This is a genomic window from Nocardioides albidus, from assembly GCF_006335005.1.
GTDB lineage: Bacteria > Actinomycetota > Actinomycetes > Propionibacteriales > Nocardioidaceae > Nocardioides > Nocardioides albidus.
Genome location: NZ_VDMP01000026.1, coordinates 398,245 through 412,879, shown reverse-complemented (window position 1 = coordinate 412,879; position 14,635 = coordinate 398,245). Strand labels below are relative to the sequence as shown.

Sequence of the window (14,635 nt, the reverse complement as noted above, 5' to 3'; positions counted from 1 at the left end):
TTGTGATGAGTCCGTTTCCGGACGAGCCCGACGACGTTGATGCGTGGCGCAGCGTGAGCGACCTGCTCGAGCGCCCACCGGCCCCGATCAATTGGAACCTCCTCGACGCCGAGCAGGCCGAGATCGAGTGGCGGGACCTCGACCACTGGGTGAAGTGGCTCAAGGTCACGTTCGGCCTCCCGCCCAACATCGTGCCGCCGTACTGGCACCGCCACGACGAGCTTGTCTGGGAACTCTCGGCGCTGCACTGTCACTGGCTGAGCTGCTACCACGAGTCAGCATCACCGTCGGCTCCCATCGCATGGATGCGCGACTTCTCGGACGCTCGTTACCGCCTGCGGGACTGGGTCTCGATCTGCGGTACGCGGCTCGATCGCGACCGACCCACCCGGCAGACGACGTGGCCCGGCGAGTCAGCGCCCCAGACAGGCACCGAGATCGAGATCCCGAACCGGGACGAGGACTTCGCGCAGTTCGTGCGCGAGGACGTGCTCCGCCGGCGCCGGATCGCGGCGATGGTCGACCAGCAGCTCATCGGCTGACTCCAGGAGCGCGCCATGGCCAGCCCGAGCGCGGGCTCGTCCACAGAAGACCGAACGGCGAACCCCCGGACGACGACTGCCGGCACAGGGTCGATATCCGACCACCTGAAGGAGGGACGATGCTTCTCCCCCACGCACAAACACTCGCTCAAGCGAGGTCCTACATCGCGGCCCTCGCCGACCAGGCGCTGAAACTCGACGCCTCCTCCGCATACGAGCGCGTCCTCCTCGAACTCGACCGGGTGCACGGCGACGAGTGCCCGGCACTGGACACCGAGGACCTCACTGACGACCGCGCCATCCTTCTCGCGTGCGCGCGCAGCGCCATTCAGGAACTCGAGGACTACGGCGTCGACGCCTTGTCGGTCGAGCTGATTCTGGCGATGCTCGTCGACGCACACGACCTGGACATCGGCTGATGTACGGCGAGAACGGCGCCCAGATGCGCGCGGAGCTGGCTGCACTCCTTCGCCAGCACCGGATCATGCGTCGCCTCGCCGCAGATTCACCGGCGGAGCGCGCCGCGGCGGGACAACAGATCCTGCGATACCGACAGTCCGTTCTCGTCTGGTGCGCGCAGGCCATCGGCGTGGCTCGGCCGCTCACGTTCCCCAACGTTCCGCAGAAGCCGGCCGACCCGTTCCGCGCGGCGAGCGATCACGGCGCCGCAGTGGCCGAACTCGCTCGAGGCTTGGAGGGGGCTCGCGATCGGGCGGCGACGCGGCCGGCGTCGAGCCAGGACCTCACGACCCCCAGCTCAAACGGCGTCGTCGAACATTGGCGTCTCGCGGCACGCGCTGCAGCGCTCGCCGAGCACGACACGGCGCCCGACCAGGCGATCCACCTCACCGCGGCGCAGTCGCGAACGATCGCAGGCGACGTCGCGGCCATCAGCCAGGCCCTCGTCGTACTCGACCGCCGGTATCGCAACACACCCGGATGGGAGCCCATCGCCGGCTGCGACCGTCTCGGGTGGGCTGCGCTCGCCACGGCATTGGACGTGAGCCTCGGGCAGCCCGATTACAGCGTCGACCAGACCGGCTGGCGGCCGCGGACGAAGCCCATCGGAGGACCAGCGAAGCCGGGCGTGCTCGGTGTCCTCCAAGCCGAGCACAACCTGCTCGTGAGGCTGGCGTCCTTCCCCGATGCGATGAATCTGCGCCTGGTCGTCGACTCGCAGCGCCTGCTCAGTGCCGGCCTGGTGCCATACGCCCAACGGATCGATCCCGACCTCGCTGGGCAATGGGGCGCACGTGCAGAGACCTACTCGCGCATCCAGCGCGAGCTCCGCAACATCGGAGGGCGGCTTGGCAACGGCACGGCCGCGGCGGGCGAGGCGGCGAACGCCGTCGGCCGACTGAAGGCCCTGCGTCCGGAGACGGTGATCGAGCCGAGGATGCTCGGCGGCTTCCAGTCCTTGTTCCGAAGAGTCGACACGCGCATCGCCGACATCCTCGAAGCCGGTGTGGAGCGCGGAGCCTTCGTCCAGCGCGTGACCGTCCCACGGCTGGTGAGCGGAGACGGACGTCTGGTTCACCCGGTCCGTGAGCGCTTTGTGCCCGTCGCGCAAGCAACTGACCTTGAGGTCATCCGGACAGCACGCAAGCACCTGAGACCACCGGACGAGCCCACCATCTCGTCCGCGGGTACGAGCCGGGCGGACCTCCACGCCGCCCTTATCCACCGTCCGGCACATCGTCCGCCCGAACTAGGAATCTGAGGCTGCTCGAGGCCAGCAGTCGCGCGCCTTGGGGACACCGACGCAACAAGGCCCTGCGGCGCGACGCAAGCGAGGATCCGCAGAAGTCGACCCGCTCAGGCGATTTGATACGTCTCGTCGCCGACCTGGACCTCCACCCGCAGCGTCCCGCCGAGCGCATCGGCGTAGCGACGAAGGGTGTCGACCTTGGTCCGCTCGACGTCTCCGCGCTCGATCTCGGAGACCCGCTTCTGGCTGATCTCCAGCGTCTCCGCGACGTCGGTCTGGGTCATGGCCATCATCTCGCGCAGCTCACGGAGGCGGTAGGCGCGCACCTCGGCGAGCATGCGCTCCATGTGGCGCGCCTGGACGTCGGGACGGCCGGGGCGCTTGGCCATGTACTCCTCAAGCGTCTTTGCCATCTCGTTCCCCGCCCTTCTGTTCCTTGAGCTTCTTCAGGTGCTCGTCGTACCGATCGTCAGCGATCGGGATGTTCGTGCGATACCACTTCTGCCACGCCCCGTGCTTGTCGCCGGCAAGGAGCATGATCCCTCTGCGCTTCGGATCGAACGCGAACAGGATCCTCACCTCACTGCGACCTGCGGACCCGGGTCGCAGCTCCTTCATGTTCTTGTGTCGAGACCCGACGATCGAGTCCACCAGTGGTCGACCAAGTCCCGGGCCGTGATCTGCGAGCAGACGGATCGCAGCGATCACTTGGTCGAAGGTGTCTGGATCCGCCTCGTCGAGCCAGCCCTCGATCAGCTCGACGTCGACCTCCCAGACTCCAGCAGTATACCCTTTCCCCTCTACGTGGGAAAGGGTATGACGATCGGGCTCCTCCTCGTTCACGACGTCTCCTTCGCCCGTTTCGGAGCCAGCGCCTCGAGGATCTCGGCCGTCACAGGATCAACGGCCTCGTCGGGCTCGATGTAGTGCTCCTTGGTGATCTTCGAGGAGGTGTGTCCGAGCAGCTCGGCAGCCAGGTCCGGGCCGCTGGCCCGGTCGAGGACCGTCGCCACGGTGCGGCGGAAGGCATGGGGAGTCACCCCTTCGATCCCGGCATCCGACAGCACGGATCGCAGCCTGCGCCGGATGTTGTTGGTCGTCAACGGAGTCCCGTTCCGGGTGTGGAAGAGCAGATTCTCGGCCGGCTCGTGACTGACCACAGCCAGCCGCTGACGGATCACCTCCGCAGCGAAGGTCGGCACCGACACCACCCGAGTCGACTTGGCCGTTTTCGGATGGGACTGCCGATAGGTCGGCTTCCCCGCGGGGGACACGATCGTGCCGCAGATGCGGACTGTCGCCGGGGTTACCGTGACGTCGACATCGCACTTTCGGATCGCGAGCACCTCGCCGATCCGCGCGGAGGTCCCGAGCATGACCTCGATGATCTGCTCCAACTGACCGTCAGGCGGCGGACCCGGCGTCCCTGGTGCGCGGCGCCAACTGCGTACCGCCGCGCGGATCGCCTCAACCTGCTCCAGTGTCAGGGCCATCGTCTCCGAGGGCGGCTTGTGGAGGCGGGCTGTGTCGCGGACGGGGTTCTCTCGGAGTGCGTCATAGCGGACGGCCAGGCCGAGCGCGAGGCTGAGGACTGTGCGTGCCTGCTTGGCGGTGCTGTAGCTCTTGGCCGACGCCAGGCGCTTGATGAACTGGTCCACCTTGCGCACGCTGATTTCGCGCAAGAGGTAGTTCTCGAACGCCGGCATGACGAGCTGGCGCATGTTTCGCTCGTACAGCGCCCTCGTGCTCTCCGCGAGCTTGCCCTGGAGGTCGAGGTCCTCTAGCCATACGTCGACCAGGTGGCTAAATGTGCTGTCGGGCGTCAGCTCGCCGAACCCGGCCGAATAGCCGCCGCGGAGCGCGAGCTTCTCCTTGAGGCGGTGTTCGGCGCTCTTGCGAGTGTCGCCGCTGGCTTCGACCCGTCGCAGCCGCCCGTCATGATCCCTGAAGCGCGTCCTCGCTCGCACCGTGCCGTTGGGAAGCGTCGTGAACTCGAGCTCGCCGAATGTCCCGATCGGAGTGCGGGGCCTAGCCATGCCGGATCACTCCTCGGCAACCCGGCGCTTGGGCAGCTCGCGTTGCTCGTCCAGCCACGCCTGGACATCCGACAGCGCGAACTTGAGGTGGCGACCAATGTGGATGCAGGCAGGGCCGCGGCCCGACTGTCGCCACTCGTAGATCGTCTTGACCGGGACGCCGAGGTACTCGGCGAGCTCGGTGATCGACACGAGCGGGTCGAGCCCGCCCAGCGGATTGGTCTCGGTCTTCATGCCCACTAGGTAGGGCCATCCGACCGGGCGCTCCGGTGATGTTCGGAACGGCTACGACACGTCCGGACGACTGGCCAGCGGTCACGCCGTCCGACACCCCAAAGTGGAGGGTTTGTGGTGGATAGATCAATTCTCAAAAACTTTCAGGCCCGGGATTCACGCTGAATCCCGGGCCTGATCTGGTAGCGGGGGCAGGATTTGAACCTGCGACCTCTGGGTTATGAGCCCAGCGAGCTACCGAGCTGCTCCACCCCGCGTCGGTGAGAACAACATTAGGGCACGCCTCCAAAGGCCTCCAAATCGGGGCCGTCCGACTCAGCGGGCAGGGGGTTCTTGCCGCGCGGCGGGGACCCGCCAGCCACGGCGTACGGCGAGCAGGCGCCAGCCGATCGTGACGAGGGCTGCCGGGGCGAGGATGACGCCGGGGGCCAGGCCGAGCTCGGCGCCGGTGGCGGCGATCGCTGCTCCGGCGAGGGCGGGGATGGCGTAGAGCTCGCCGTGGCGGAAGATCACGGGGATCCGGCCGGCGAGGAGGTCGCGGATGATGCCGCCGCCGACACCGGTCACCATGCCGAGGGCGGCGGAGGGCGCGGGACCGAGGCCGTACTCCTGGGCCTTGAGGGCGCCGGCGACGCAGAACAGGCCGAGGCCGAAGGCGTCGAAGACGTTGATCTCGCGCTCGAGCCGGCCCACAGCGGGGTGCAGCCAGAAGGTGACCAGTCCCCCGATGACGGGGACGAGCAGGTAGCGCCAGTCGGCGATCGCGGGCGGCGGCACCGCGCCGATCACGACGTCGCGGATGACGCCGCCGCCCAGGCCGGTCGCCATCGCCAGTGACACCACCCCGAAGATGTCGAGCTGGTTGCGCACCGCCACCAGGCCGCCGGAGACCGCGAAGACGAAGATGCCGACGAGGTCGAGGGTGAGCAGCATGCGGCGATGATCCCGCAGTCGGCGCTATTCCTGCTTGTCCTGCTTCTTGTCGCGCTCGTCGGCGAGCTCGATCGCCTTCTCGACGGCCTCCCGGGCGAGGTCGAGCTGGCGGGCCCACTCCACCGTGTCGTTCTTCTTCTGGGCGGCGTTCGCCGCGTCGAAGGCCGCGTCCGCATCGCGCAGCGCCTCGGCGATCTGCTCGTCGAGCGTCCCCGCCGGCTCCTCCGGCTCGCCGGGGGTCTCCGGCTCGCCCGGCGTCTCGGGCGTCGCACCGTCGCCGAGGTCGACCTCGAGCGCGTCGCCCAGCGCGGTCGGCAGGTCCTGGGCGATGCCCACCCTCTCGCCGTACTTGACGATCACGAACTGCAGGATCGGGAAGGTGGAGGCACCCGACGTGCGCACGGCGTACACCGGCTGGATGTAGATCAGCCCGCCCGACACCGGCAGCGTCAGCAGGTTGCCGAACCGCGGCGGGGTCGCGCCCTGCACGCGGTAGTCGCGCAGCGCGTCGAGGACGGCCTTCTCCTGCTGCATCTGGTTGGCGACCTGGCCCGGTCCCGGCGTGTTGGCGTCGGTCATCTCCAGCAGCCGCAGCTTGCCGAAGTTCGGCGAGTTCGCGTCCGAGTTGACCTGGAGGTACGACGCCAGGGTGCCCTTGCCGCGAGGCACGAAGACCGAGGTCAGGGACCAGTCGTTGGTGCCGTCCACGCCGGTCGAGAACAGCCGGTACGGCGGCTGGAAGACCGGGCGCGCGGCGTTCGGGTCCTCGGGCACCTCCCACCGGTTGTTGGCGTTGTAGAACTCGCCAGCGTCGGTGACGTGGTACTTCGCCAGCTGGTAGCGCTGCACCTTGAACAGGTCCTCGGGATAGCGCAGGTGACTCTTGAGCTCCGCGGGGATCTCGCTGCTCGGCGTCACGGTGCCCGGGAACGCCTTCATCCAGGTCTTCAGGATCGGGTCGCCCTCGTCCCACTGGTAGAGCGTCACCGTGCCGTCGTACGCGTCCACCGTCGCCTTGACCGCCGAGCGCATGTAGTTGATCTCGTCGGTCGGGATGGTCTGCAGGCCGGTGTCCTGCTGCAGCGAGTCGTCGATCATCGCGTCGAACGACTCGCGCTGGGAGTTCGGGTAGCGGTCGGTGGTGGTGTAGCCGTCAATGATCCACACGATCTTGCCGTCGACCACTGCCGGATAGGGGTCGGCGTCGACGGTCAGCCACGGCGCGACCTTCTCCACCCGCTCGGTGGGCGTGCGGTTGTAGAGCACCTTGGAGTTGCCGTTCACGCGGCCCGAGAGCAGGAAGTTCGGCTCACCGAACTTGATCGCGTACATCAGCTGGTTGAAGGTGCTGCCGATCGACACACCGCCCTTGCCGTCGTACGTCGTGCGCTGGTCGCCCTCGTCGCTGTCGGTGTCGGCGAGGCCGAGCTCCACGTCGTTGGCCTTGCCGCTGGACTTGCCCACCACGGAGTACGACGGGCTCTGCTCGCCGAAGTAGATCCGCTGCTCGAACTCCTCGCTCTTGGTCAGGTCGCTGGCGCCGCTGGTGCCCTCGCCGCTGATGCCCTCGGCCCAGACGATGCGGCCGTTGACCTCGCTGTCGGAGATCCGGTTCGCGTACGCCGCGATCAGGCCCTCGCCGTGGGTGTAGACCGTGTGCAGGTTGGACCAGTTCTGGTCGGCGGAGTTGATCCCGGACTGGTCGAGCTCGCGCACGCCGAGGACGAGAGGCACCTCCTTGCCGTCGATCGTGTAGCGGTCGACGTCGAGGACGGAGGCGACCGAGTAGTAGGACCGCACCTGCTGGCGCTGCTGGAAGGTGTCGCGCACCTGCTTCGGGTCGACCACCGGGGTCGTGCCGAGCTGCCCGAGGACGGCGGCCGCCTGGTCCGCGGTCGGGGCGTCGCCCGGGGTGCCGGTGTCCCGCTCGCTCTCGACGTCGCTGAGCCCGTAGGCCTCGCGCGTGGCGTCGATGTTGGCCTTGATGTAGGAGTTCTCCTTGTCGGCCTCCGACGGCTTCACCTGGAAGTTCTGCACGATCGCCGGCCAGATCATGCCGAGCAGCACCGCCGACAGTGCCAGCAGAGCGAGGCCCACCGACGGCAGCTGCCAGGTCCGGCGCCAGACGTTGAGGAAGAACAGCACCGCGCAGATCAGCGCCACCCCGACGAGGATGTTGCGTGCGGGCAGCATCGCGTTCTCCCCGGCGTTGTTCATGCCGGTGAAGAGCCGGTGGTCGTCGGTGACCAGGTCGTAGCGGTCGAGGTAGTAGTCGACCGACTTCATCAGCACGAACGCACCGAGCAGGACCGAGAGCTGCACCTGCGCCGCCCCGGAGAGGCGGTCGTGGGCGACCTGGAGGCGGATGCCGCCGTACAGATAGTGGACGATCGCGGTGGCGATCAGCGACACGACGGCGATCGCCATCACGAAGTCGATGACGAAGTTCCACCACGGCAGGTCGAAGACGTAGAAGCCGATGTCCTTCTTGAAATAGGCGTCCTTGCTCCCCCAGTCCTCGGCGTTGCGCCACAGCAGGAAGGTGCGCCAGTGCCCGATCGCGGACGTGCCGGCGAACAGGCCGACCACGACGCCGACCCCGGCCAGCAGCCAGCCGCGGATGGGCGTCACGGCGTCGCGGTAGCGGTCGACGCCGTCCGGTCCGGCCATGAGGAACATCGGGCGGAACCGGAACGCGAGATACATGTTGAGCGCGACGATCCCGCCCATCACCGCGCCGAACGCGAGGAACAGCCCGACCCGGGTCCACAGCATCGTGCTGAAGACCTCGCCGAAGCCGACCTCGGCGTACCACAGCCGGTCGGTGTAGATGCCCGCGAAGGCGCTGATCAGGAAGAAGCCGATGATCAGCACCACGCCGGTGATGACCAGCGCTCGGGTACGACGCCCGGGCCGCTCGGGCGCGGGACGCTCGGGCTCCTCGTCGAACAGCTCACTCATCGGTCTCGTCCTCCGCGTCGTCGAGCAGGTCGTCCAGCAGGGTGGCGCGCAGGAGCTCGATGAGCCCGGGCACCAGGTCGTTGCCGCCCATGACGGCACTGTCGTCGTCGTGGCTGCGCATCCGCAGCGCGCAGTAGCTCGCACCGTGCCGGGTCACGCCGGCGACGATGCGGACCTCCTCGGCCTCGGGGTGCTCGCGCGCGAACTCCGCGGCGGCCGCGGGGTCCTCCGGCACCTGGCCGTCGACCTTGGGCGGGAGCACGAGGCGCTCGACCACGGCCGCGCAGCCGACGACCACGTCGGGCCACTGGATGCCGGGGAGCACCTGCTCGAGCTCCTGGCCGGGCGGCAGGTCGTCCTGCTCGACCGGCGTCAGGGAGCCCTGCTCGGCCGGGGCGTCCAGACCGAGCTGCGCGGCCAGCGCGGGCTCCTGGGTCACCAGGTGGCCGGTGTCCACCAGGGCGTACAGCCGCGCCGGCTGGTCCCAGCCCGCGCGGGCGTGGTGGCCCTCGATCTCCAGCACGGCTGCGGCCAGTGCCGGGTCGACGTCCAGGTCGTAGTCCATCGGCATCCTTGCGTTCCGTCAGCAGCTCGGCAGGGCGGCGTCATGGTCGCCGACCCACTTCTCCAGCGCGAGGCGAGCCTCGTGCATCGTGGTCGCCTTCACCAGGCGCAGGTCCGGGTCGAGGCCCTTGACGTCGGGGCAGTTGTCCTTGGGCACGAAGAACAGCTCGGCCCCAGCGGCCTCGGCCCCCGCGATCTTCTGCTCGATGCCCCCGATCGGCCCGACCTTCCCGTCGGGGCCCAGCTCGCCGGTGCCGGCGATGGTGGCGCCACCGGTCAGCGAGCCCTCGGTGAGCGTGTCGTAGATGGCCAGCGAGAACATCAGCCCGGCGCTCGGACCACCGACGTTGGGGTCGACCCGCAGGTTGATGGTGAACGGGAACTCGTAGCCCAGGCCGAGCGAGACGCCGACACGCGGCTTGCCGTCGATCTCCTCCGGCTTGAGGCGCACGGTCAGCTCCCGCTTGTCCCGAAGGATCCGGAACTCGACGAGCGAGCCGTCGTCGTGCTTGCGCACGGCCGCGACGATCTGGTCGGCGTCGGTGACCGGCTTCCCGTCGACCTCCTTGAAGACGTCGTGGACGAGGAGCTTGTCCTTGGCCGGACCCTCGTCGTCGACGAGCGCGACCTGCACGGCGGTCGGGACGTCGAGGCCGACCTCGGTGAGGGCGACCGCCTTGGCGACGTCCTGCGAGGTCGTCATCTGGACCGCGCCCTCGGCCTTCTCGTCCGCCTTGCTGATCTCGGGAGGGTGGACGACGTCGTACGGGAGGATCGCCTTGTCGGGGTCGAGCCAGCGCGCCAGCGCCTCGCCCAGCGAGAGCTTCTGGCCGTACGACGACGCGACGACCGTCGTGAACCGGATCTCGCCCTTGTCGTAGTGGGCCTCGTGCCCGTCGACCTGGACGACCTCGGCCTCGTCGGCGTCCTTGCCGAGGATGTCGTACGTCGGCCCCGGGCTGTAGGAGGCGTAGGGCAGCGGCACGACGAGCGCGATGCCGCCCAGGATCAGCACCAACGGAGCCGCGATGCACGCGGCGATCAGGCGCTGGCTCATGGCGCCTACCTTGTCAGACGAGTCCAATCAGGATGCGCGCCGGTCGCCCGGTACGTCGGGGTCGCCGACCTGCTCCGCGTCGGTGGCGGTCTCGTCGGCCCCGGGAAGCACGACGGGCCGGGCCTTGGAGGGCCGCAGCGCGACGCCGGTGCGCCGCTCGGGAGCCCGCCCGGGGGCGGCGTACCCGGGCCGCGAGCGCTGCTCGCGGGTCAGCGCCTCGCCCAGTCGCCGTGCGGCCGTCTCGCGGTCCACCTCGCCCCGCCCCTCCCGGCCCCACCACGCGACCCACGCCATCGAGGCGAGGGTGAGCACGGCGGCCGGCAGCAGCCAGAGCAGGATCTCCACCCCTCGAGGGTAGGTCGGCCGCGGCGGCCGACCCGACAGGACACGCTACGGACTCCCCACCCACTCCTCGGAGCCGTCGGTGAAGCGCTGGTGCTTCCAGATCGGCACCTCCGCCTTGAGGGTGTCGATGAGCGCCCGGCTCGCCTCGAACGACGAGCCGCGATGCCCGGCGGTGGTGGCGACGACGACGGCGAGGTCGCCGATGTCGAGGTCGCCGACGCGGTGCACGGCGGCGACACCGGTGACGTCGTACTCGTCGGCGATCCGCGCGCAGACGTCCTGCAGCCGCTCGAGCGCGGAGGGGTGCGCGGAGTAGGACAGCCCGGTGACGCCCTGGCCGTGGTCGTGGTCGCGGACCCGGCCGACGAAGAGCACCAGGCCCCCCGACGCGGCGTCGTCGAGGCTGTCGAGCACCTCGCCCACCGAGAGCGGCTGGTCGGAGATCGCGACGAGGCGCACGGCGGGACGGGTCACGCGGCTGGTCATGGTCCTCACTCTAGGGAAGGGACCGGGGTCCGGTCAGGGCTGTCCCCGACACCGCCGGTTGCGGATCGGGCGTAGTTTTGACCCATGACCGATAGTCCGGGCAACCCCGGTGACGACCAGCCGAACCCGTTCAAGGGCACGCCCTTCGAGCAGATCTTCGGCGCGCTCGGTGGCGCGCTGGGCGGAAGCGGTCTGCCGGGCGGCGCCGGCGGCGGCATGGAGTTCTTCCAGCAGCTGCAATCGCTCCTGCAGCCGCACGACGGACCGCTGAACTGGAACGCCGCCAACGACATCGCCCGCAAGGCCGTCGCGCAGGAGCCGGACCCCTCCCCCACGCAGCGCGACCAGGACCGGGTGGCCGACGCCGTCGGCCTCGCCGACCACTGGCTCGACACCGCCACCGGCTTCCCCAGCGGCGTCGGTACGACGGCCGCGTGGAGTCGCGCGCAGTGGCTGGTCGAGACGCAGCCGGTGTGGCAGGTGCTCGTCGAGCCCGTCGCGGCCCGCTCGGTGACCGGACTGTCCAGCGGTCTGCCCGAGGAGATGAAGGCGGCGGCGGGCCCGCTCGTCGGGATCATCGGCCAGGCGGTCGGTGGGATGATGGCGATGCAGATCGGGCAGGGCCTCGGCGCGATGGCGGGCGAGGTGCTCACCGCCTCCGACATCGGCCTCCCGCTCGGGGCGCCCGGCAAGGCGGCGCTGGTGATGTCCAACGTCCGTGCGTTCGCCGAGGGGCTCGACGTCACCGAGGACGACGTGGTGCTCTATCTCGCGCTGCGCGAGGCGGCCCACCAGCGCCTGTTCGCCCACGTGCCGTGGCTGCGCGAGCACCTGATCGGCGCGGTGACCGACTACGCTCGCGGGCTGGAGGTCAACGCCCAGCAGATCCAGGACCGGGTGCAGGAGCAGCTGCGCTCGATCGACCCGAGCAACCTCGACGCGATGCAGGGACTGTTGGAGGGCGGCATGTTCGACCCGCCGCAGACCCCGGCGCAGACCGCGGCCCTCTCCCGGCTCGAGATCGCGCTCGCGCTGGTCGAGGGCTGGGTCGACGAGGTCGTCGGCCAGGCCACGACGGAGCGGATGCCCGCCGCCGCGAAGCTGCGCGAGGCGGTCCGGCGCCGGAGGGCGGCCGGAGGTCCCGCCGAGCAGACCTTCGCAGCGCTGGTCGGCCTCGAGCTGCGCCCCCGCCGGCTGCGCGACGCCTCGACACTGTGGGGCGGCCTGCGCTCCCGGTCCGGCCAGGAGGCCCGCGACGGGGTGTGGATGCACCCCGACCTGCTGCCCACCGCCGAGGACCTCGACGACCCGCTGTCCTTCCGCGCGGAGGCCACGGCCCCCGAGTCCCTGAGCGAGGACGAGTTCGACGCCGAGCTGCGCAAGCTGCTCGAGGGCGGTGGCGAGGAGGAGTGAGCCTCCACGCGGACGCCCTGGGCGTCCTGACGGGCTGGCGCGCGCCCGACACCGCCGAGGAGGCGATGCGCCGGCGGTACGTCGCCCACCTCGAGTCGACACCGGACGGGATGTGGCGCTCGTCGTACCCCGACCATCTCACCGCGGGCACCCTGGTCCTCGACGCGACCGGCGACCGGGTCCTGCTCAACCTGCACCGCAAGGCCGGCCGCTGGTTCCACTTCGGCGGCCACGCGGAGCCCGGCGACCCGACCCTCGCCTCGGTCGCGCTGCGCGAGGCGCACGAGGAGAGCGGGCTGGCCGAGCTGGACTTCCACCCCGAGCCGCTCCAGCTGGACGTGCACGTCGTGCCCTTCTGCGACCCTCGGGGCGGGGTCAGCCATCTCGACGTGCGGTTCGCCGCCCGCGCCCGTCCCGGCGCCCGGGAGGCGGTCAGCGACGAGTCGCTCGCGCTGCGCTGGTGGCCGCTCGACGGCCTGCCCGAGCTCGAGCCCGCGATGCACGTGCTCATCGCGCGCGCCCGCGCCGCGCTCCTGTGACCTCTAGTCGACGTCCTCGCCGGGCATGACCTGCTCGGAGGGCGGCCGGTCGATCCGGGCGGCGTCCGACCAGCCGGCGAGGTAGCCCTTGGCCTTCTCCGCCGCCGGGTAGTGGGCGACCCATCCCCAGAACCGCTCGTCGTGGTGCGGCTCGATGAGGTGGGCGAGCTCGTGCACGATCACGTAGTCGATCACCCAGTCCGGCATCCGCTGCAGCCGCTCGGAGAGCCGGATCGTGCGGTCCTTCGGGGTGCACGAGCCCCAACGCGAACGCTGGTTGCCGACCCACCGGATCGACTCCGGCACGGCGAGCCCACCGAGGTACTCGTCGCTCAGCTCCCGCGCCCGCACGGCCAGGGCGTCGTCGTCCCACCGACGGGGCGCGGCGCGCAGCTCCTTGCGCTGCACGCGCGCCACCATCTTCGAGACCCAGGCCCGCTCCTCGGTCACCGACAGGTTGTCCGGCACGAGCACCACGATCTTCTCGCCCTCGCGGTAGGCCGTGACCGTACGACGGCGGCGCTCCGACCGTCGTACCTCCACGCGCGGGGTGGGCATGTCCCGACCCTACGGCGTGGCCCACTCCAGCAGCCGCTCCCCGGGCCACGTGTTGACGATCCGGTCGGCGTCGATCCCGGCCGCCTCGGCGCGCTCGCAGCCGAGCAGCGGATAGTCGAGCTGGCCCGGCGCGTGGGCGTCGCTGTCGATGGAGAACAGGCAGCCGATGTCGCGGGCCAGCTCGAGGAGCCGGGTCGGCGGGTCGCGGCGCTCGGGGCGGGAGTTGATCTCGACCGCCACCCCCTCCTCGGCGCACGCCTCGAAGACCGCGCGCGCGTCGAACCGCGACTCCTTGCGCACCCCGCGGCTGCCGGTGACCAGTCGGCCGGTGCAGTGGCCGAGCACGTTCGTGAAGGGGTTGCGCACGGCGGCGATCATCCGCCGGGTCAGCGGATCGGGGTCCATCGCGAGCTTGGAGTGGACGCTGGCGACGCGGACGTCGAGGCGGCCGAGCATCTCGTCGGTCTGGTCGAGCGAGCCGTCGTCGAGGATGTCGACCTCGATGCCGCGCAGCAGGCGGAAGCCCGCGCCGGCGAGGTGCTCGTTCACCGCGGCCACCACGTCGAGCTGCCGGGCCAGCCGCTCGGCGGAGAGCCCGCGCGCGACCTTGAGCCGCGGCGAGTGGTCGGTCAGCACGAGGTAGTCGTGGCCCAGCTCGATCGCGGTCATCGCCATCTCCTCGATCGGCGACCCGCCGTCGGACCAGTCGGAGTGGGAGTGGAGGTCGCCGCGCAGCCGGGCGCGCAGGGCGGTGCCGGCCCCGTCGGCCGTCTGCGGGCCGCCGTACTCCGCCTCGACCTCGGCCAGCTTCTCCGGCATCCGGCCGGCGGCGGCCTGGGCGATCACCCGCGCGGTGCTGGCCCCGACGCCGGACAGCTCGGTCAGCGTCCCGGCCGCCGCGCGCGCTGCGACGTCGTCGGGGTCGAGAGCCAGGATCGAGGAGGCGGCGCGACGGTAGGCCTTGACCTTGTAGCTGTCCGCCCGGCCGCGCTCCAGCAGGAACGCGATCCGGCGCAGCGCCGCCACCGGTGTGCCGTCGTACCCCTCCTCGTCCACCCGCTGGTCCGCCCGCTGGTCCACACTGCCCTCCTCCGCGTCACCACCAGGAATTGTCTGTCCACAGGCGGTGGATGAGCCTGTGGGCACCATCCTCCCTGGTCACCCGACGGTACGGCGCCCGCCGGGCCCCTCCGCACCGCGGCGCTCCTCCACAGGACAGCACCGGTTCTCCCCCGGCGGTCCACGGCAGACGCGACTCG

Annotated in this window: 17 protein-coding genes and 1 tRNA gene; 5 read left to right on the top strand and 13 right to left on the bottom strand. The window is 70.3% G+C overall.

Annotated elements, in window-relative coordinates:
• The first annotated feature begins 5 nt into the window (after positions 1–5).
• The 3 genes from FHP29_RS17805 to FHP29_RS17795 all read left to right on the top strand — a co-directional run bounded on the left by FHP29_RS17805 (position 6) and on the right by FHP29_RS17795 (position 2,262).
• The gene (locus FHP29_RS17805) at positions 6–542 is read left to right on the top strand and encodes a hypothetical protein (protein ID WP_139624191.1); all 537 of its coding nucleotides are present in this window, start codon (positions 6–8) and stop codon (positions 540–542) included.
• Between the two features lie 119 nt (positions 543–661).
• Positions 662–961, top strand: coding sequence for a hypothetical protein (locus FHP29_RS17800; RefSeq protein WP_139624190.1), 300 nt, complete (start codon positions 662–664; stop codon positions 959–961).
• Complete coding sequence (locus tag FHP29_RS17795) at positions 961–2,262, top strand: hypothetical protein (RefSeq protein WP_139624189.1); 1,302 nt, start codon at positions 961–963, stop codon at positions 2,260–2,262. The genes FHP29_RS17800 and FHP29_RS17795 overlap by 1 nt, the downstream gene beginning before the upstream one ends.
• Before the next feature lie 95 nt (positions 2,263–2,357).
• On the opposite strand, the gene FHP29_RS17790 is transcribed toward FHP29_RS17795, so the two are convergent.
• The 11 genes from FHP29_RS17790 to FHP29_RS17740 form a co-directional block, all read right to left on the bottom strand.
• Positions 2,358–2,663, bottom strand: coding sequence for a helix-turn-helix domain-containing protein (locus FHP29_RS17790; RefSeq protein ID WP_139624188.1), 306 nt, complete (start codon positions 2,661–2,663; stop codon positions 2,358–2,360).
• Positions 2,647–3,093, bottom strand: a complete 447-nt coding sequence (locus FHP29_RS17785; RefSeq protein WP_192904042.1) for a type II toxin-antitoxin system RelE/ParE family toxin — start codon at positions 3,091–3,093, stop codon at positions 2,647–2,649. The genes FHP29_RS17790 and FHP29_RS17785 overlap by 17 nt, the downstream gene beginning before the upstream one ends.
• Positions 3,090–4,286 carry a tyrosine-type recombinase/integrase gene (locus FHP29_RS17780; protein ID WP_139624187.1) on the bottom strand — a complete coding sequence of 399 codons (1,197 nt, stop codon included), beginning with the start codon at positions 4,284–4,286 and terminating at the stop codon, positions 3,090–3,092. The genes FHP29_RS17785 and FHP29_RS17780 overlap by 4 nt, the downstream gene beginning before the upstream one ends.
• A gap of 6 nt (positions 4,287–4,292) precedes the next feature.
• Positions 4,293–4,520 (bottom strand): helix-turn-helix transcriptional regulator, encoded by a 228-nt coding sequence (locus FHP29_RS17775; RefSeq protein ID WP_139624186.1) that lies wholly within the window; start codon positions 4,518–4,520, stop codon positions 4,293–4,295.
• A 180-nt stretch (positions 4,521–4,700) separates the two neighbouring features.
• Positions 4,701–4,777, bottom strand: a tRNA-Met gene (locus tag FHP29_RS17770).
• 58 nt (positions 4,778–4,835) lie between these two features.
• A complete protein-coding gene (locus FHP29_RS17765; RefSeq protein WP_139624185.1) occupies positions 4,836–5,453 on the bottom strand; it encodes a trimeric intracellular cation channel family protein in 618 nt (205 codons plus the stop codon).
• Positions 5,454–5,477: 24 nt separating this feature from the next.
• The gene (locus FHP29_RS17760) at positions 5,478–8,414 is read right to left on the bottom strand and encodes a UPF0182 family membrane protein (RefSeq protein ID WP_240044577.1); all 2,937 of its coding nucleotides are present in this window, start codon (positions 8,412–8,414) and stop codon (positions 5,478–5,480) included.
• Positions 8,407–8,979, bottom strand: a complete 573-nt coding sequence (locus tag FHP29_RS17755; protein WP_139624184.1) for a PPA1309 family protein — start codon at positions 8,977–8,979, stop codon at positions 8,407–8,409. The genes FHP29_RS17760 and FHP29_RS17755 overlap by 8 nt, the downstream gene beginning before the upstream one ends.
• A gap of 18 nt (positions 8,980–8,997) precedes the next feature.
• Positions 8,998–10,035 carry a YlbL family protein gene (locus FHP29_RS17750; RefSeq protein ID WP_139624183.1) on the bottom strand — a complete coding sequence of 346 codons (1,038 nt, stop codon included), beginning with the start codon at positions 10,033–10,035 and terminating at the stop codon, positions 8,998–9,000.
• 27 nt (positions 10,036–10,062) lie between these two features.
• Entirely contained in the window at positions 10,063–10,380 is a 318-nt protein-coding gene (locus tag FHP29_RS17745) for a hypothetical protein (RefSeq protein ID WP_192904041.1), read from the bottom strand.
• 45 nt (positions 10,381–10,425) lie between these two features.
• Positions 10,426–10,866 (bottom strand): molybdenum cofactor biosynthesis protein MoaE, encoded by a 441-nt coding sequence (locus FHP29_RS17740; RefSeq protein ID WP_139624182.1) that lies wholly within the window; start codon positions 10,864–10,866, stop codon positions 10,426–10,428.
• Positions 10,867–10,950: 84 nt separating this feature from the next.
• Here FHP29_RS17740 and FHP29_RS17735 point away from each other — a divergent pair, with 84 nt between their 5' ends.
• Positions 10,951–12,279 carry a zinc-dependent metalloprotease gene (locus FHP29_RS17735; RefSeq protein WP_139624181.1) on the top strand — a complete coding sequence of 443 codons (1,329 nt, stop codon included), beginning with the start codon at positions 10,951–10,953 and terminating at the stop codon, positions 12,277–12,279.
• Positions 12,276–12,818, top strand: a complete 543-nt coding sequence (locus FHP29_RS17730; protein WP_240044576.1) for an NUDIX hydrolase — start codon at positions 12,276–12,278, stop codon at positions 12,816–12,818. The genes FHP29_RS17735 and FHP29_RS17730 overlap by 4 nt, the downstream gene beginning before the upstream one ends.
• A 3-nt stretch (positions 12,819–12,821) precedes the next feature.
• Here the strand turns inward: FHP29_RS17730 and FHP29_RS17725 are convergent, their stop codons facing one another.
• Both FHP29_RS17725 and FHP29_RS17720 read right to left on the bottom strand, forming a co-directional pair.
• Positions 12,822–13,376 carry a M48 metallopeptidase family protein gene (locus tag FHP29_RS17725; protein ID WP_139624180.1) on the bottom strand — a complete coding sequence of 185 codons (555 nt, stop codon included), beginning with the start codon at positions 13,374–13,376 and terminating at the stop codon, positions 12,822–12,824.
• Positions 13,377–13,385: 9 nt separating this feature from the next.
• Positions 13,386–14,456, bottom strand: a complete 1,071-nt coding sequence (locus FHP29_RS17720; protein WP_240044575.1) for a PHP domain-containing protein — start codon at positions 14,454–14,456, stop codon at positions 13,386–13,388.
• Positions 14,457–14,635 lie beyond the last annotated feature (179 nt).

Excerpts from the sequence above, each read along its gene's own strand:
- FHP29_RS17805 (WP_139624191.1), top strand. The coding sequence starts at position 6 with ATGAGTCCGTTTCCGGACGAGCCCGACGACGTTGATGCGTGGCGCAGC.
- FHP29_RS17800 (WP_139624190.1), top strand. The coding sequence starts at position 662 with ATGCTTCTCCCCCACGCACAAACACTCGCTCAAGCGAGGTCCTACATC.
- FHP29_RS17795 (WP_139624189.1), top strand. The coding sequence starts at position 961 with ATGTACGGCGAGAACGGCGCCCAGATGCGCGCGGAGCTGGCTGCACTC.
- FHP29_RS17790 (WP_139624188.1), bottom strand. The coding sequence starts at position 2,663 with ATGGCAAAGACGCTTGAGGAGTACATGGCCAAGCGCCCCGGCCGTCCC.
- FHP29_RS17780 (WP_139624187.1), bottom strand. The coding sequence starts at position 4,286 with ATGGCTAGGCCCCGCACTCCGATCGGGACATTCGGCGAGCTCGAGTTC.
- FHP29_RS17775 (WP_139624186.1), bottom strand. The coding sequence starts at position 4,520 with ATGAAGACCGAGACCAATCCGCTGGGCGGGCTCGACCCGCTCGTGTCG.
- FHP29_RS17765 (WP_139624185.1), bottom strand. The coding sequence starts at position 5,453 with ATGCTGCTCACCCTCGACCTCGTCGGCATCTTCGTCTTCGCGGTCTCC.
- FHP29_RS17760 (WP_240044577.1), bottom strand. The coding sequence starts at position 8,414 with ATGAGTGAGCTGTTCGACGAGGAGCCCGAGCGTCCCGCGCCCGAGCGG.
- FHP29_RS17755 (WP_139624184.1), bottom strand. The coding sequence starts at position 8,979 with ATGGACTACGACCTGGACGTCGACCCGGCACTGGCCGCAGCCGTGCTG.
- FHP29_RS17750 (WP_139624183.1), bottom strand. The coding sequence starts at position 10,035 with ATGAGCCAGCGCCTGATCGCCGCGTGCATCGCGGCTCCGTTGGTGCTG.
- FHP29_RS17740 (WP_139624182.1), bottom strand. The coding sequence starts at position 10,866 with ATGACCAGCCGCGTGACCCGTCCCGCCGTGCGCCTCGTCGCGATCTCC.
- FHP29_RS17735 (WP_139624181.1), top strand. The coding sequence starts at position 10,951 with ATGACCGATAGTCCGGGCAACCCCGGTGACGACCAGCCGAACCCGTTC.
- FHP29_RS17725 (WP_139624180.1), bottom strand. The coding sequence starts at position 13,376 with ATGCCCACCCCGCGCGTGGAGGTACGACGGTCGGAGCGCCGCCGTCGT.